Annotated in this window: 12 protein-coding genes, 1 tRNA gene, 2 pseudogenes and 1 other annotated feature; of the genes and pseudogenes, 10 read left to right on the forward strand and 5 right to left on the reverse strand. The window is 58.3% G+C overall.

Going from position 1 to position 15,654, the window contains the following annotated elements; genetic code table 11:
* Nucleotides 1-27 precede the first annotated feature (27 nt).
* Both QQK16_RS18755 and QQK16_RS18760 read right to left on the reverse strand, forming a co-directional pair.
* Nucleotides 28-1,224 carry an NnrS family protein gene (locus QQK16_RS18755; RefSeq protein ID WP_284198017.1) on the reverse strand — a complete coding sequence of 399 codons (1,197 nt, stop codon included), beginning with the start codon at nucleotides 1,222-1,224 and terminating at the stop codon, nucleotides 28-30.
* Nucleotides 1,221-1,739: a hemerythrin domain-containing protein gene (locus QQK16_RS18760; RefSeq protein WP_284198018.1), complete on the reverse strand. Its 519-nt coding sequence runs from the start codon at nucleotides 1,737-1,739 to the stop codon at nucleotides 1,221-1,223. Before QQK16_RS18760 ends, QQK16_RS18755 begins: the two co-directional genes overlap by 4 nt.
* A gap of 117 nt (nucleotides 1,740-1,856) precedes the next feature.
* On the opposite strand from QQK16_RS18760, the pseudogene QQK16_RS18765 reads away from it, so the two are divergent.
* Nucleotides 1,857-2,083 (forward strand): annotated as a pseudogene (locus tag QQK16_RS18765) (IS3 family transposase); the annotation flags it as partial.
* Nucleotides 1,937-2,053 (forward strand) — a sequence feature (AL1L pseudoknot). Its footprint overlaps the pseudogene before it by 117 nt.
* Before the next feature lie 17 nt (nucleotides 2,084-2,100).
* Nucleotides 2,101-2,433, forward strand: a pseudogene (locus tag QQK16_RS21585) (DUF7281 domain-containing protein); the annotation flags it as partial.
* Between the two features lie 178 nt (nucleotides 2,434-2,611).
* Here QQK16_RS21585 and QQK16_RS18770 read toward each other — a convergent pair.
* Nucleotides 2,612-3,814 (reverse strand): helix-turn-helix domain-containing protein, encoded by a 1,203-nt coding sequence (locus QQK16_RS18770; protein ID WP_284198019.1) that lies wholly within the window; start codon nucleotides 3,812-3,814, stop codon nucleotides 2,612-2,614.
* A 238-nt stretch (nucleotides 3,815-4,052) separates the two neighbouring features.
* Here QQK16_RS18770 and QQK16_RS21340 point away from each other — a divergent pair, with 238 nt between their 5' ends.
* The 4 genes from QQK16_RS21340 to QQK16_RS18785 all read left to right on the forward strand — a co-directional run bounded on the left by QQK16_RS21340 (nucleotide 4,053) and on the right by QQK16_RS18785 (nucleotide 9,890).
* Nucleotides 4,053-4,271, forward strand: coding sequence for a helix-turn-helix transcriptional regulator (locus tag QQK16_RS21340; RefSeq protein WP_368860149.1), 219 nt, complete (start codon nucleotides 4,053-4,055; stop codon nucleotides 4,269-4,271).
* A 512-nt stretch (nucleotides 4,272-4,783) separates the two neighbouring features.
* Nucleotides 4,784-7,393, forward strand: a complete 2,610-nt coding sequence (locus QQK16_RS18775; RefSeq protein ID WP_284198020.1) for a hypothetical protein — start codon at nucleotides 4,784-4,786, stop codon at nucleotides 7,391-7,393.
* A 2-nt stretch (nucleotides 7,394-7,395) separates the two neighbouring features.
* A complete protein-coding gene (locus QQK16_RS18780; RefSeq protein ID WP_284198021.1) occupies nucleotides 7,396-8,568 on the forward strand; it encodes an AAA family ATPase in 1,173 nt (390 codons plus the stop codon).
* A gap of 2 nt (nucleotides 8,569-8,570) precedes the next feature.
* Nucleotides 8,571-9,890, forward strand: coding sequence for a TniQ family protein (locus QQK16_RS18785; protein WP_284198022.1), 1,320 nt, complete (start codon nucleotides 8,571-8,573; stop codon nucleotides 9,888-9,890).
* 113 nt (nucleotides 9,891-10,003) lie between these two features.
* Here QQK16_RS18785 and QQK16_RS18790 read toward each other — a convergent pair whose 3' ends face one another.
* Both QQK16_RS18790 and QQK16_RS18795 read right to left on the reverse strand, forming a co-directional pair.
* Nucleotides 10,004-10,333 (reverse strand): barstar family protein, encoded by a 330-nt coding sequence (locus QQK16_RS18790; RefSeq protein ID WP_284198023.1) that lies wholly within the window; start codon nucleotides 10,331-10,333, stop codon nucleotides 10,004-10,006.
* Nucleotides 10,334-10,753: 420 nt separating this feature from the next.
* Nucleotides 10,754-10,843: transfer RNA gene (locus QQK16_RS18795), tRNA-Ser, on the reverse strand.
* A 219-nt stretch (nucleotides 10,844-11,062) separates the two neighbouring features.
* Here QQK16_RS18795 and QQK16_RS18800 point away from each other — a divergent pair.
* From QQK16_RS18800 to QQK16_RS18815, 4 genes are all read left to right on the forward strand, one after another.
* On the forward strand, nucleotides 11,063-11,752 hold the full coding sequence (locus QQK16_RS18800; protein ID WP_284198024.1) for a Bax inhibitor-1/YccA family protein: 690 nt from the start codon (nucleotides 11,063-11,065) through the stop codon (nucleotides 11,750-11,752).
* A 189-nt stretch (nucleotides 11,753-11,941) separates the two neighbouring features.
* Nucleotides 11,942-12,532 carry a malonic semialdehyde reductase gene (locus tag QQK16_RS18805; RefSeq protein WP_284198025.1) on the forward strand — a complete coding sequence of 197 codons (591 nt, stop codon included), beginning with the start codon at nucleotides 11,942-11,944 and terminating at the stop codon, nucleotides 12,530-12,532.
* Between the two features lie 31 nt (nucleotides 12,533-12,563).
* Nucleotides 12,564-13,661 (forward strand): hypothetical protein, encoded by a 1,098-nt coding sequence (locus QQK16_RS18810; protein WP_284198026.1) that lies wholly within the window; start codon nucleotides 12,564-12,566, stop codon nucleotides 13,659-13,661.
* A 391-nt stretch (nucleotides 13,662-14,052) separates the two neighbouring features.
* Entirely contained in the window at nucleotides 14,053-15,633 is a 1,581-nt protein-coding gene (locus QQK16_RS18815) for a ShlB/FhaC/HecB family hemolysin secretion/activation protein (protein WP_284198027.1), read from the forward strand.
* Nucleotides 15,634-15,654: the final 21 nt, after the last annotated feature.

Here is a 15,654-nt window from a genome sequence, read left to right on the forward strand (position 1 = left end):
ACAATCCTTTGAACATGCTCTTAGCGCTCAGCCTGGCTTGCCGTCAGCCCTGGCGCGCCAGTAGATCGGCAATACCCGACAAGCCCATGCCAGCATCAGCAATAGCCAGCTTGCCGAGGCCAGGTGCAACCAGGCAGCAGGCCCGGCAAGCACCGCCACCAGCACCCTCAGCAAAGCCACCGTATGCAGGCCCAGGTAGATGGCCCAATAGAGATTGTCTGCCTGCAACTGCTGGCCGCTATGGCCCAGGCTGACACGCGTGACAAACCCCACTAGCATGGTGCAGCAAAAGCCCATGCCGAGCGCATGGGCGGGGGCCGCCCCCACCGGCACGCCTAAGGCGGCCAGGCCCTGTAACAGCAAGGCCGGCGCCAGCCAGGCAAACGAAAGATGCAGCATGGCCAGCAGGCGATTGCCCAGGCTAGCCCACAAACCCCAGCGCCAACTGGTATAGGCCAGGCTGGCCGACAGGCCCAAGGCCAGCGCCGCCTCAAGCAGTGGCCAGCCCAACAGGCCGGCAGGCACCAACGCCAGGCACAGCAGCAGCCAGCCATCCAGCAGGAAATTGGGCCGCCATGGCGCACGCTCAGGCAGCACCGACTGGGTGAAGAAAGGAATCATCCGGTGCGAAACAATCAAGAATACCGGCAGCAGAAAGCCCCAGAGGCTCAGTTGCCGGCACCACCACCACAATACCCCCTCGCCTGAGCGCACCCACAGCAATGCCAGCATCAAGGACATTGCCCCGGCTGCCATGGCCCAGAACAACCGTACTGCATGGCGCTTGTCCTGAGCGGCGCTCTTGTTGATGCATTGCAGCCAGCGCAAGGTGGCAATGCTCCAGCTCAGTTGCATCAACAGCAAGCCGACGGTAGGCCAGCTCCCGCCTCGGGCAAAGCCCAGCAGCGCCAATAGCAGGCCAAGCAGATAAGCCATCGCAGCAGGCGCATGGCCGCCCACCGGCTCGACATTCAGCCAGCGCGGCCCGGCCGTAAAGATAAAGCCCAACATGAATAACGGAAAAATACCCAAAGGCATCAGCAGCGCATGCACCAGCATGGCAGGGTAGCCCTCATTGCCGGGTGCCAGCAGGCGCAGCATCCACCAGGCGGCCAGGCCCAGCATGGCCAGCACGCCAGCGCTGAAATAGAGTCGATGCGGCACCTGCAACAGACGGCGCCAGGACGACGGCTGTGGCGAGACAGTAAATACAGTCAGGCTCATACCGCATACTCCCGGCGTGCCCGCATCCGTTCACCCATCTGCGCCAGCACCTGGGCGCTTAACTGGTGCGCGGCAGGGTAAATCTCGTCTTCTTCTCTCTGCGCATGCGCAGGGTAGCGCTGCGCAAAAGCATCCAGCTCTACCGGCCGAACCGGCAGACCTTGCTGGGCAACAGTCTCCAGCCAAGGGCGCACCGCACGCCATAATGCAGCCAGTTCATCATGTTCTGCCTCCAGCTTGGCCATGGCCGTGTTCAGCCCGGCATCGTCCAGTTGCCGCAGGGCAGGGAACAAGTCCTCCTCTTCATCGGCATGGTGCAACGGCGCAGCTACGTCGAAGTAGCGCAAGATATTGCTGGCGGCACTGGCCGCCTCGCTATCCTGCCCCTTCTGCTGCAAATGCTGATCCAGCCGCAGGCTGAGCGCTGCAAACCGCCGCACCTTGTCGTGGCAGGCAATCAGCAAAGCAATGGGGTCGTCAAACCCAGGTGCGGCGCTGTTTCCGAGATTTAGCATGGCAAGCCTGCTGATGAGATGGAATGCTTGCATTGTGGCAGTCATCACGTAGGAGCGAACTGATAGCGATCAAGGAAACGGCAGATTGCCAAACAGCCCGCCAGGGCAGGTTACCCAGCCGAGCTACGGCGGCTCAAGGAGTCGGAACGCGAAGTAAAGGAGTTGTGCCGTGCCTACGAGATTCTCAAGCTGGCCAGCGCGTTTTTTGTTTAGGTGGGGCTCGACCGCTGACTTAAATCCTTAGGAACTTTGTCGACGCACACCGGGAGACCTTTGGGGTCGAGCCGATCTGCAAGGTCTTGCAGGTCGCTCGGTCGGGCTATCGTCGTCACGCAGCCCGTCTATCCAAGAAAAGCCATTGATGGTGTGTGGAGGTTCCCTGCTCCTTCCTCTGGGCGCCAATCTGGAATGGGGATATCAGCAGGCTATCGATAACCTTCAGCATGACGAAGTGGTTCTCGTTGAGAATTGGGAGACCTTTGAGCGCATCGATGACCTTCAGGTTGATATCAGTCGTGTCTCCAGTAACCCGCTGATCATGTGGCGCGGCGGTTCCTCAAATTCAACGACTAGTGCTGCTCATCGCTTTCTTGAAGGTTATGGTCGTCCTGTTTGGTCCACGCCCGATTACGATTCCGCCGGACTGGCGATCGCCGCGAGATTGCCCAACTTGTCCGGGGTGTTGGCGCCAAGTGATGAGATCCTGAGAGCGTTGCTAGGGAAGTTCAGGTTGCATGACCGCTTCAGTAGCCAATTGGCAGGCTCCGTTACAACCATCGAGTGCTCACCAACCCTGATATCCAACGGCTTTGGCAGCTTGTTCTGGGTAGCAAAAATGCGCTCCCCCAGGAAGCGCTGTGCAGGAGCAACGATTAGCGACGTACTCCAGAAAAGTTTGGCCTGTAGCCAGCCAGGAGCTTTGCTTCAAACGCTTGGACACTACGCAAGGTGTACTGAAGCTGCTCCTCATTTACCGAACGAAGCAATGCCTCAAAGGTGCTGTGGCCCGATCTCTTTAGCCAGAGTGAAACTGCGGCCGGCGTAATACCAAGCTCCTTGGCAATCTCGGATTGGGTATAGCCTAGTGACTCAAGTTCACTCGCAGTCCGAATGCGGTCGCGCGTACGTCTAGACTTCTTTCGCGGTTGGCACTGCACCATATCGGCATACGTCAGCCATAATCTCAACCGTTGAAGCTTCCAACGCCAGACCCGCGGGCGGTACTCGAAAGGATCAATGGTTTGACGCAGGCGGATGTATAAATGCTGGCTTTTCAAGTTGCTGAAATCTCCACCAACCCAGTCCTGTAGAAGGACACTTCGCCGGATTTGCGCTTTGATTGCCCGAGCGGTTCTTTCCTCGTCGGGTAGCACGGTGGACCACAGCAGGCGCGATATGTACGCGCATACATTCTCGTTGCTGATAGGTACAAATTTCGGGATATCGCGCTGATAGTAGTTGTAATGCTCACCAACCTGGCGGGCAAATCGGAAGCGGGCGGCTTTCTCGGAAGCGGTGCCGTCGGTAACAACAGCCTGACTATGCGCGGGGCAGACGCCAGTTCCAGGAAATGCCCATCGTGGGCAAAACCGGCACAGCGTCATTCGGGCAAGTCCCAAGAACGATAAACCCAGCCATGCAAGAGCGGCTACCGTATCACCATCTACCGGCGCTGCGGGAGCTGCTTTATCAAATAGGTACGCATACGCCGACTTGGCCAAGTCGGGTGGTGCCATGCCAGGCAGAGGAACGAAACAACTGCCGTGTACGTCGTTTCTTTCATGCTGCGACAGGAATTGCTTCGCAGACATGCCTAAGTTTCGGCGGCTTTCCGGGAGGCTGAGCAGCGCCCTGCCAAGTACCTCAACTTCGGTTGAAAAATCGGAACTCCCAAGACGGTGTGGAAGGTGGCAGACCTGCCTAGGGTCATACGTTGCAGCTTTATCGAGCCGTTTTTTCGCGCTATTGGCGTGCGTCGACGACCACATGAGGTGGTAGAGCCCTGTGATGACCACTTTGCCGGCTTCTAGGGAAAGCAGGTCTTTGGTGAGCCATGGCCGCCTTGCCACCACCATGGCCTTCGCCTCCCGCAGCAGGGGAGCATCTTGCAGGGGTGACTTAAGAGGTTCTGGCACGACTCAGGCGGTAATTTTTCTACAAATGGGGTGGTCTGTATAAGGCCATGTTAAGCGTATTGCATTGAAAATAAGAGAGAAAATTATCTCTAGTTTAACAATATATGTTTTTAGTTGGCATTGAGTTGCCAACGGCGCGCCGTCAAACTGCACTGACCTGCAACAACTTGGGCTCATGATGCAATCACACACACACCTGACGGCGCGGCAACTGGCCGAGCTGCTCAACGTTTCGAAGCGAACCCTCGAAACGCTGATTGCCGATGGCCAGGCACCGGCGCACTACCTGATAGGGAGAACAAGACGTTGGGACCCGGTCGTAGTTCAGGCTTGGGTTGCCGAGCGTACTGCTGCAAGAACCGAAAAGCTATTGGGTGCCGACATAGGCGGGAAATAATGAAGATAGGTGGGCAGGTGAGCCGGCTATCAAGCGGTAAGACCAGCCGGATTCAATGTTAAAGGCAACACTGATCACGGGAGGTGAGGCGCAGACACACTAGGCAATTTTTGATCATCCAATATGCAAAACGCGTGACGCTGAAAAGACGAAAGCCCAAGAGTTCGTGGCTCATGGGCTTTCTGGTACGACGCATTGGTATCGGACCTTTGCTCACGTCCAGTTTCGTCTCCCCAGCATGCTATGTCAACTCCGGCCGGCAGTTTTTTGTCGTCGGTGTGGCATCGTTCGTCCCGCGATTTCCCAAACCAACGTCGGCGAGCCATCCCATGCGCGTCGGCGAAGCAGGAGATCGTCCATGAAAAACCAATCTTCAAGCGCGGATGTTAGCGCCAGTTCGCAGCCCCGCCGCACCATTCAGTGGCGCTTACAATTACCGCAGGGTACCGCTCCAAGTTTGCGTGAACGGCGACCTAACCGCCGCCTGCACGTTTCAAGAGGAGGGCGCCATCATGCTGAATGAACAGGAACTGGCAGCCTTTCTGGAGCGCCACGATCTATCCCCGGATGCCCGTGCAATCGTCATGCGCATCCGCAGTAGTGAGCCGAGTCGCCGGGTTCGGCCAGGAAGGGGAAGCATGACCTGCCGGTACCCCTCTCGCAAAATGGGACGGATCATCCAGGCCGAAAGCCACACCAACGAGCTAGCCGCGATCTACAGCTGGGAATTCGACGAGACCGTTCATGAGTTCTATGATCAGCCCGAGCCATTTAAATTGCCATACCACAACGGCGCGCGCAATGTCGCACCTATGCACACATCGGATTTCTTCCTGATTTCAGATGCGTTCATCGGATGGGTCGAGTGCAAGACCGATGAGGAGCTGGCAAAGCTGGCTGTGGAGAGGCCGGAGCGTTACGCACAGCGCGAGAGCAAATGGATCAGCCCTCCTGGCGAAACCTTTGCGTCGCAGTTTGGCTTGGGCTACAAAGTTTGCCCTTCGGGGGGCTTCAACTGGAACTTGCTTCGAAATTTCGATTTCTTGGCAGACTTCATGCGCGAGGATTGTCCGCCACCAAGTGATGAGGAGCGTAGCACTGTCCGCCGGCTATTCGAACGCACAGCCTGGATGCCGTTGCACGAGCTGCTTACCGTCGAGCCAGCCTTAACTGCTGACGCCATCTACAAGCTGATCGTCGCGGACGACATTTATGTCGACCTATCGGCGCGGCCGTTGACGGACGAGTTTGCACGGGCCTATCGCGATCGGCAGGTCGCGTCTGTCATCGATGCGAACCATGCGACTATGCCTGTTCCATGCACATCGCCGTTCAAACTTGAGGTTGGTGCGTCTTTGTCGTGGGAGGGGGCCTCGTTCACGGTGGCCTTCGTGAAGGACGGGTTGGTAACGCTTGTCGGGGAAAATGGCAAGCCGGTGCCTGTTGCGCTTGAGAGCGTCGAACAACTTGCTCATGAAGGTAAGCTTGCTGGTACCGCATTAGAAGCCGATGTTTCGGCGGGCATGCGTGACCAGATTGTTCGAGGCGCGTGTGTTAGCGCAACAGCCGAAGCGCACAGGCGTATCAAATGGATTGCCGATCATCGGCGCGGCGCAGCGGTATCGCGCAGCGCACGCACCATGCGAAGCTACGCTGCACGCTTCCGACAGGCCGAGGTTGCGGTTGGCGTCGGTGCGCTGGGCTTGATTCCAGACTTCAAGCTGCGTGGTAACCGTACACCAAGATATCCTGAGGCCGTCTTCGAAATCATTGCCGACGTCGAGCGCCAGACGCGTGAGCGCAATGTTCGTCGCACGAAAGTCGAGCTCTTTGGCGACATCCGGAACCGCTGTAAGGAGCAAGGGTTGCAAGCGCCCAGTGCGAAGACGGTAGCGAAATGGCGTAAGCATCATGTTGGTGTACACGAGGACGCCTTGCAGTTCGACGGCCATCGCATGGCCTACGATTCGAAACCCTGGGTGTGGACGAAACAGCGCGGGTTTCTTCCACATGGCGCGTACCCGTTTGACGTTGCCTATGTAGATCACACAGAGCTGGATCTCGCGCTGGTCGATAAGCAGCTGGGCGAGGTAATAGGCCGGGTGTGGTTGACTGCGCTGATCGATGGCTATTCGCGGAAGGTGCTTGCTTACTACATCAGCTTCGACCCGCCTAGCGGCATCAGCTGCATGATGGTCATCCGGGAATGCGTTCGCAGGCATGGCCGCCTGTCGTCGAAGATCATCGTGGACGGTGGCAAAGAGTTCGCCGGCAGCTATTTCGAGATCTTGTGCGCGTTCTTCGAAATGCAAAAGAAGACGCGCCCGCCCGCTGAGGGGCACTTCGGTTCGGTGATGGAACGCCTGTTTGGCACGACCAACAAGGGGCTGATCCATGTCTTGTACGGCAACACCCTAATCCTGCAGTGCGTTCGCAAGTGCAGCAGAACTCACGATCCGCGGCGGCTCGCAATCTGGACGCTGGATGCGATAGATCAGACGCTAGGGGATTGGTTCGAGCAGGTCTATCACACTTCACCGCACGGTGGCCTACAGGCGACACCCAACGCCGTATTTGATGCCGGCCTGAAGGAATTCGGCGCCCGTGAGCACGTGCGCATTCCCTACGATGCCGCCTTCATTTTGAGCTGTCTGCCTACGCCGAAGTCGCGACCGCAGCGCAACGTTTACCCTGGCAAAGGCGTCAAGCACTACGGGGAATATTACTGGTGCGAGTCTTTCCGATCCCCCAGGCACGAAAACACTGATGTGCCGGTAAGGTACGACCCGCTCAATATGGCAGTGCTCTACGCCTATGTAGATGCCGAGTGGCAGCAGTGTAGGGCCCATGATGCGCCGCTGTATGCTTACCGTACAGAACGCGAGGTCCGGCTTGCATCCGCCGCGTTTCGCGGGCTCATGCTGAAGGACGGTTCGCATCGGGAAATCCGTGCTGACCAACGGGCGGCATTCTTCCGCAACCTGTACGACGACGAACGGCGGCTCCGCGAAGAACGCGATGCGAATCTGGCGCACGAGCTCGAATCTGAGATGCCCGTTGCCGACCTTTCCGCACTGCCTCCCGCACCCCGCGAAACCTACCATCAATGCGAAGACTTCTAATCATGGCGTACACCCACACCCAAGTTCCCGCCTCTGTGATGGCGGGCACTCCCAGCCAAAAACTCACCTACTTCCTCGACAAGACAATCCTGCACGCACGCCTGGATATGGCGCTGCATGATGCGCTCGACGCCATTCTCAGCGAAACGGGACCGGACATTGTCATCGTCACCGGCCCGACGGGTGTCGGCAAAACCACGCTCGCTGCGCGACTGGAACGCGAGGTGGCAAATCACTTCGAGCCGAATCGCCGATACTCGCCGGGCATGATTCCCGTCGTGCGATTGTCGGCGGTGACGACGGGGTCGCAAGGGTTCGACTGGCGCGACTTCTATATCCGCTTGCTATGCCGGCTGGACCAGACGAACCCGCAGCTGAAGCTCGACTTTGGCGGCGAACCCGGTCACCTCAGCGAAGCGCCGTTCCATATGGCAAAGAGCCGCCTGACGACCGGCGGCTACGAGCGCACTATCGAAGTCGCACTGCAGCATCGTAGTGCCCACGTGCTCATCATTGACGAGGCAAACCAAATAGTCGTCGGCTGCAACCCCAAGGAGCTACGCCGGAGGTTTGAGGTCATCAAGTCGCTCGCGATCGAGACGGGGGTGACGATCATCCTGGTCGGTACCTATGACCTGCTGGAGATTCGCGACCAGTCGGCGCAACTGGTACGCCGCTCGCGGATCATCCATCTGCCGCGCTATCGGCTGGATGATGCAGACGATTGCACCGCGTTCGGCAGTGCGTTGCAGACCTTCGGCGCGCATATGCCATTCGCGCAGGTTCCGGATCTGACAGAGCAGTTCGAGTACTTTTATCTCAAATCGGCGGGCTGCGTCGGTATTCTCAAGGTATGGCTGGATGCCGTAGTCGAAGCGGCTTTGAATGCTAACCAGGACCAGCTGACGATTGAGGAAATGGAGCACTATGCCATGGAGAACCGCTGCCTGCAGACCATCATTGAGGAGGCGCTGGTCGGTGAGCGCAAGCTAGCCGCAGTATCGCTCGATGCCTTGAAGAACCTGGTTCTGGCGCACAAGGCTGGCCTCAGGCAGGCCGGCAAGTCTGATATCGGTCGACACTTTGGCAAACCCCGCCAGAAGCGGCGTGTCGGCGAACGCAGCGCGCGTCGCGATCCGGTAGGCCGGAAAGATGCTGCCTCGGGCGGGGTCTAGTCGTGAGCGGCGCCAGTGATGATTTACCAACCAGGTTGTTTTCGCTGGCGCCCATTGCGGTGGGTACGGCCGCAGGTGAAAGCCTGTTGTCGTACCTGGTGCGCTTGGCGCGAGCGCATTCGATGAGTCCGCGCCAGTTGATCCGCACCGAGATTCTGCCGCTGGCAGATCTCGGCGGCGGGCCTGCATGCGGCAGGTTCTACGCCGACCAGGCACGGACGACGGCAGGCGTAGGCAAATATGCCTGCGCCTTTGTTCATGCCCTTGAGGCTTTAACAGGGCGCAATGGTCTAGCGCATTTGACCATGCTGCCGTGGGCGGGCGTCGTACCTGCAGTTGGTTTCGGGCTGGTGGCAGAGCGAGTGCAATGGTGCCCAGAATGCCTGGTGTCGCAGCGGCAGGCAGGTGAGGACAGCCATTTCCTGCTGGCCTGGTCATTGGACTGTTACCAAGCATGCCCTCGGCACAGCAGGCGGCTGGCGAGCGCTTGTCCGTGGTGTGGACGTGCCCAGCATGCGGTACCGGACTACCCTGACCAGCATCGCTGCACGCATTGCCGCGGCTACCTCGGCAGCGAGCTTGTCCACCAACGCGCAGACGAGGTGCCAACGGAGCGGCAATTGCTGCGCGCAATGCTGATCGAGAACATGCTGGACTATGCCACCGATACCGAGACATGGGCGACACATGCAAACTTGTGCCGTCGGCTTTCCGCGCTTGCCGATGCCTGGACGGAAGGCGAGAAACGAGCGCTGTCGCTGAGGCTGGGTTTCACGAAGACCAGCGTGAGCACCTGGGTGGCGAAGAAGCAGCGCCCGGTGTTTCCGCAACTGCTGCAGTTGTGTGACGCCACCGGCCTGAGCGTTCGCGAGTTGCTGGGCGAATGCGGTGGCAAGCAGCCGCCGATCATGCCGGTTCCCGCGAGTGTGACTATCAAGCGCCGGGAAGCGGCGTCGGCCATCGCGCAGCGCAATACTGAGGCTGAACTAGGTCTGCTCATGGCTGGCACCGACTCGCCTCCTTCCGCAGCGGCTGCTGCTGCGAAGGTCGGCGTTACCGTTTCCCAACTGCGTTATCGGCATCGTGCCATCATGGCCAAGTTAAGCGAGAAGCATCGGGCTCATCGGCATGCACAATCGAATCGCCGGTGGTCGGAGCGTGTTCGGACGGTCCAAGTGGTTGCGCTGGGGATAGCAGCTGACGGTCAGCGGCCAAGTATTCGCCGTGTGACGGAGCGGCTACGCCACCTTCGGCTGTCGCTGCAGAACCCTCGGTTGCGGGCCGCATATAGGCGTGTACGTGGCGAAATTGCCGACCAGTGACCTTCGATAGGTGAGAGAGCTGCCGGATTTGGCAGTCGTTTGTCGAGGATGTCCGCTCCGGTGTCGGTGATCCAGTCTTCAAGGCCCCAAGCCATCATGATGCCCTCCTTAACTCAGTTGCACGAGCTTGGATAGATTGAGAGCCAGTCATCGGCAGAAAGATAATCAACCTTTGGGGCTAATAACGGAAATTGCGCAGCCATTTCGCCCAAGCACTCGCGGATCAACTTAGCCTCATCTGGCATTCGCGTCTCAAAGGCGGCCCATCCGACTAGGCGCAAGGCCTCAGGCATCTCTACTAATCCTGTTATTGCATCCCAAAAGGCATCCCAGTTGCAGCCGTACCAACCTGGGAAATCCAAGGACTCCATGAGCAACTGGTGCAGCTCGTTGGCGGTGGCGACAGAGTGCAGGTCAATATCGATGAGTGTAGCGCGAGCCATGTTTAGCGATGATTTAGTCACGAGGTGACGGAACTTGGGTGCGGTTTTCGGACGGGCTGCCGAGTTATTCGCGGAATGGCAACTTTATGCTTCTCATAGGGTTCCACTCCACACGAAAAGCGGCAACTTTATGGTTCTATACGCGAAAAGCAGGAACCATAAAGTTGCCGTTTTGCAAAAAGCGAAGCATAAAGTTGCCAGTTCAATGGCATACACGCGCAAGGTCGATGCTCAGGGGGAGAGCCGCTGAAACCATTGAGTGGCCTAGCTTACAAGCTGAAGTGGGGCGGAAGGGAAGAGCGACTGGAGTGCCATTTCTTACGGGACTTGTAAGAAAATACGGCAAAGTGGAAGCATATACTTGCCGCAGCGGCAACTTTATGGTTCCCTTCACAACTAGATCAAGAGCTTGCGAGATTCTGGCGGAAGCGGTGAGATTCGAACTCACGGTAGGCTCACACCTACGGCGGTTTTCAAGACCGCTGCCTTAAACCACTCGGCCACGCTTCCTTTGCTTTGCTGCTGGATTCGACTGTTGTCTGCCACGCTTACCGGCAGCGCGGGTTGGGCCGCTGAGGGCGGGCCCGCAGTCTTTGTACAAAGCGGGCGCAGATGCTACCGCAAGTGGGGGATTTTGGCTACAGTAGCGTCTGCGTGACTTGAAACTTTGCTGCTGCGGCGCAATCTGAGTCACATCTTGGTTTCAATCCCGTTTGAGGAGTCAGCATCATGCAATCGCAATGGCAAACGACAGCCGGTGGCCTGGGGCAGGGCGTAGACAGCGCTGCACAGAACAAGGTACTGCGCAATACTTATTCCTTACTGGCCTTGTCCATGATTCCGACTGCGCTGGGCGCTTGGTTGGGCATGGAGATGCAGTTCATGTTGCGCGGCTGGATGGGCTTGATGCTGTTTCTGGGCGTGAGCTTTGGCGCCTTCTTCGCTATCGAGAAGACCAAGCACAGCGCCATGGGCGTAGTGCTGCTGCTGGCCTACACCGGCTTTATGGGCCTGTGGATGTCGCAGTACCTGCAGTTTGCCATGCAGTTCAGCAATGGCGCCCAGTTGATCGCCATGGCGGCGGGTGGCACGGGGGTGATCTTCTTCTCGCTGGCCACACTGGCGACCGTGACCAAGCGTGATTTCTCGTTCATGGGCAAGTTCCTGTTCGTGGGTGTGATACTGGCGATAGTGGCTTCGCTGGCCAATATCTATTTCCAGCTGCCGGCGCTGTCGCTGGCGATTTCGGCTGCGGTGATCCTGATCTTCTCGGCTTATATCCTGTTTGATGTCAGCCGCATAGTGAACGGTGGCGAGACAAACTACATCACGGCCACGCTGTCGCTGTACTTGAATGTGTACAACATCTTTGTGAATCTGCTCAGCTTGCTGACTGCACTGGGTGGTGAGCGCGACTAAGCCGTGCTGGCAAGGCCCTGCTGAGACGGGGTATGACTTGTCCGCATCGCTGATGCGTTGCAGTGCAAACAAGAACGCCCTGGCTTAGCCGGGGCGTTTGTTTTTGAGTCGGGCTGGGGCTGGAACTGGCATTCCACCTGCCGGACGGCTATGCTAGGCCCGGTCTGTATCACTTTTGAATTGCCCTACATGAAAGCCACGCTCGACCCTCAAGCTCTCGACCAATTGTTCCGAGAAGCGCGTACCTACAATGCTTTTGCCGAGCGCGAAGTTGACGATGCGACGCTGGTGGCGTTGTATGACTTGCTCAAATGGGGGGCGACCAGCGCCAATGCATCGCCGGCCCGCTTTGTTTTTGTAAAGTCTGCCGAGGCCAAACAGAAGCTGCGGCCTGCTTTGTCCGAAGGCAATCTGGAAAAAACGCTGAAGGCGCCAGTCTGTGTGATTGTGGGGCACGATCTGGCCTTCTACGAGCAATTGCCCAAGCTGTTCCCGCATACTGATGCCCGTAGCTGGTTTGCCGGCAATGATGCGGTCATCCAGACCACGGCCTTCCGCAACGGCACATTGCAGGGCGCTTATTTGATGCTGGCGGCGCGGGCGCTGGGGTTGGATTGCGGCCCCATGTCTGGCTTTGATAATGCCAAGGTGGACGAGGCGTTCTTTGCGGGCACCACGGTAAAGTCCAATTTCCTGATCAATCTGGGTTATGGCGTGCCGGAAGGCTTGTTTCCGCGCAACCCACGCCTGGCCTTTGAGGAAGCCTGCCGCATTGCATAACTGCCTGCCAGCCTAGGGACGCCGCGTCGAGATGGCCGAGAACAAGAAACCGCAGTGGGATATCTGGAAAGAGCTGGAAGAGCTACGCCAGCGCTATAAGGAACTGGCGCCCATGTTTGCACGGGTAGGCGTAGCGCCGGAGTTTGCCCAGATGGTGAACAACCTGCGTCTGGACTTGCAGCGGCGGCCGCCATCACCCCCCCTGAATACCGGCGAGCGCGACAAGGATGCGCAAGCGCAAGAGGAGTACAAGCGGGCGTTTGCGTCTCACTATGAAGAAGTGTTCTTCAAAGTAGAGAACTGCCTGCGCATGCCTTGGCCGATTGAGGCGCAGTACTTGGTGCCGGGAATTCTGGAGGAAGTGGAGAATCAGCGCCGTACGCTGGCCAAGAATCCGCTGGTATCCCCGCCGCTGGAGAAGCTGGATGCTTTGGTCGAGGAGTACGCCAATCTGGACAAGATGGATGATAGGCTCGATCGGACGTCAATCGCCGTACGGCGGGCGCAGTTGACGGAAGTATTGGGTTTTCCGTTGATCGTGCGGCGCCAGCTTGCCCACCCGGAGTGGGAGCTGCTGCCGCCGCTGGCCAGTGATGCGTATCGGCAGCTGCTCAATAGCAAGATTGAGAACTACCGCGCGGCGGGCTGGTTGCAATCCAAGCTATTCGATAAGTGGTATATCGCGCTGGAGTTCGATGCCATCTGGGCGCGGCTCAAGCGTGATGCCAACGACCGCGAGCGCATCATCAGCCAGCTCAAGCTCAACTGGCCCAAGCTGGGGAACTGGGCGCCAGAATTTCCCCATGCAGATCTGGTGTGGTATCTGCTGCTGGTCCTGCTTTGCATCATTGCCCTGTTTGCCGAGTGGTGGTGGGCGGCGGGCGGCTTGCTGATCTGGCTGCAGCTCTCGGTCATCATTGAAAAGCACCACGCACAGCTGGTAATCAAACGTCGGCAGGCTTTGCTGCTGGAGTGCGGGCGCTTCAAGCGCATCCGCGACCAGATATCGTCGGGCAAGTTTGATCCGAGCACAGTGCTCAGGCAGCTCAAGCAGTTCAATTTCCGACACTATGTCTCGGAGCAAGGCATGCAGTTGCTGCAGTCCATGTCCATGGTGGGCGGTTTCTAGCAGTCCTGGCTCGCTTTTGGTATCGCTCACCTGTGTGTGGCCATGGCTACAATACGGCGGATACTGCCTGATACCCCATATGCCGACATTCGGCCGCTATTTGACAGGCTGTGATTTTCTCAGCGCCTCCTATGATGAGGTAGTGGCGAGATTCCGGTAGTACCGTTGCAGGCTTCCTGTTGGTATGAGGGGGATGACAGGTGGCGAGGGGACAATCCAGCAACTGTGCAGTAATGCCAGCATACTTGCCGTAATAATTACTCGTGAACCGATTACCGGCCGCGATAGTGTTGCAGCTATCCGCCGGGTAGGCTGCCAGCGCTCAATCGCGCTGGCGCTTGCGGTTCATGCCGTCTAAAGTAAGACCGCATCAATCTTGCCCGGGGTCAGAATGAAATCGCACTTAGCCGCTTTACTGCTGGCATGCACTACGGTAGCCGCCGCAGAAGAAACGCTCAGGTTCTCGATCAACCAGTACAAGGTGGAGGGGAATACCGTGCTGCCGGATGCGCGTATCCAGGCCACTCTGGCGCCCTTTGCAGGGCAGGGGCGCGATTTTGCCGATGTGCAACGCGCACTGGAGGCGCTGGAGACCTTGTACCGCAAGGCCGGTTATGGGGCCTTGCAGGTATATCTGCCAGAACAGGAAATGAACCAGGGCACCATTGTGTTCAAGGTGGTCGAGCCCAAGCTGGGCAAGGTTCGTATCGAGGGCAATCAGTATTACGGCGAGGGCAACATCCGCCGGGCGCTGCCAGCACTGCGCGAGGGGGACGTTCCCAATACTGGTTCGGTGACCGATAGCCTGCGTCTTGCCAACGAGAGCCCCGCCCGCCGCCTGACCGTAACCCTGCAGGCGGGGGAGACGCCACAAACAGTAGATGCCAACGTTAAGGTGGCCGATGAGCGGCCATGGCGGGTGTTTGCCCAGGCGGACAACACTGGCTCCAAGGAGACCGGCGAGGCGCGGTTGTCACTGGGCTACCAGCACTCCAATCTGTTCGATCTCGATCATGTCCTGACCACGCAGTTCACTACCTCGCCGAGTGAGGCGGACAAGGTCAAGATATTCGGCATAGGCTATCGCGTGCCATTCTATGGCTGGGGCGATAGCCTGAGCCTGTTTGGTGGCTATTCCAATGTGGAATCAGCCGCCTTGGCCGGTTTATTCAATGTCACTGGCAAGGGCACCGTGTTCGGCGCCCGCTATACCCAGGGCCTGCCGTCCGATGGAGCGTTGCAGCACAAGCTGCAATGGGGCCTGGATTGGCGCCGCTTCAATACCCGTTCTACCTTCGGTGGCGGTAATACCGTGGGTTCCAACCGTTATACGGTGCAACCGGTGAGCCTTGCCTATCAGGGGCAATGGCAAAATGCCAAGTCCAGCTATGACTGGAGTGCCGGCCTGTCGCGCAACTTGCCGGGTGGTGATGAATTGGGCCAGACCGGTGCCGGACTATCCAAGTCGGGCCGGCTGACGGCTACCACCGAATACACGATTGCGCGCCTGGGTGGGAATGCCTATATCAGCCTGCCGGCCGAATGGACGGCCCATGTGGGCATGAATGCACAGCTGACACCCGATGCGCTTGCGCCTGGCGAGCAGTTTGGCCTGGGCGGTGCCAATAGCGTGCGTGGCTATGACGAGCGGGAATTCGCCAATGATGAGGGGGTGAACCTGACCCTGGAGGCCTATACACCGGATTTTGCCAAGCGCTGGGGCTGGGAAAGCATGACCTTGCGTGGCCTGGTGTTTTTCGACTGGGGGCGGATTACCCGGAATGACGTGGCACTGGGCGAGATCGACAGCACCGAGCTGGCAGGTGCGGGTATTGGCTTACGGTTGGGTTGGGGGAAGCGTGCATCAATCAAGCTGGACATCGCGCAGACCCTGAAGGAAGGGCAGCAGGATGGACAGCCTAAAAAGAAGGGCGATACCAAGGCCCATGTCTCGGCGATTGTTTCATATTGAGCCGGCACGTTTGCGTGTCGC

It is taken from the genome of Chitinimonas prasina (assembly GCF_030160395.1).
Lineage (GTDB): Bacteria > Pseudomonadota > Gammaproteobacteria > Burkholderiales > Chitinimonadaceae > Chitinimonas > Chitinimonas prasina.

What these genes read in the sequence shown, in the direction of transcription:
- QQK16_RS18805 (WP_284198025.1), top strand. Translation starts at nt 11,942, where the DNA reads ATGAAAGCCACGCTCGACCCTCAAGCTCTCGACCAATTGTTCCGAGAA.
- QQK16_RS18755 (WP_284198017.1), bottom strand. Translation starts at nt 1,224, where the DNA reads ATGAGCCTGACTGTATTTACTGTCTCGCCACAGCCGTCGTCCTGGCGC.
- QQK16_RS18815 (WP_284198027.1), top strand. Translation starts at nt 14,053, where the DNA reads ATGAAATCGCACTTAGCCGCTTTACTGCTGGCATGCACTACGGTAGCC.
- QQK16_RS21340 (WP_368860149.1), top strand. Translation starts at nt 4,053, where the DNA reads ATGCAATCACACACACACCTGACGGCGCGGCAACTGGCCGAGCTGCTC.
- QQK16_RS18775 (WP_284198020.1), top strand. Translation starts at nt 4,784, where the DNA reads ATGCTGAATGAACAGGAACTGGCAGCCTTTCTGGAGCGCCACGATCTA.
- QQK16_RS18770 (WP_284198019.1), bottom strand. Translation starts at nt 3,814, where the DNA reads ATGGTGGTGGCAAGGCGGCCATGGCTCACCAAAGACCTGCTTTCCCTA.
- QQK16_RS18810 (WP_284198026.1), top strand. Translation starts at nt 12,564, where the DNA reads ATGGCCGAGAACAAGAAACCGCAGTGGGATATCTGGAAAGAGCTGGAA.
- QQK16_RS18800 (WP_284198024.1), top strand. Translation starts at nt 11,063, where the DNA reads ATGCAATCGCAATGGCAAACGACAGCCGGTGGCCTGGGGCAGGGCGTA.
- QQK16_RS18790 (WP_284198023.1), bottom strand. Translation starts at nt 10,333, where the DNA reads ATGGCTCGCGCTACACTCATCGATATTGACCTGCACTCTGTCGCCACC.
- QQK16_RS18760 (WP_284198018.1), bottom strand. Translation starts at nt 1,739, where the DNA reads ATGCTAAATCTCGGAAACAGCGCCGCACCTGGGTTTGACGACCCCATT.
- QQK16_RS18780 (WP_284198021.1), top strand. Translation starts at nt 7,396, where the DNA reads ATGGCGTACACCCACACCCAAGTTCCCGCCTCTGTGATGGCGGGCACT.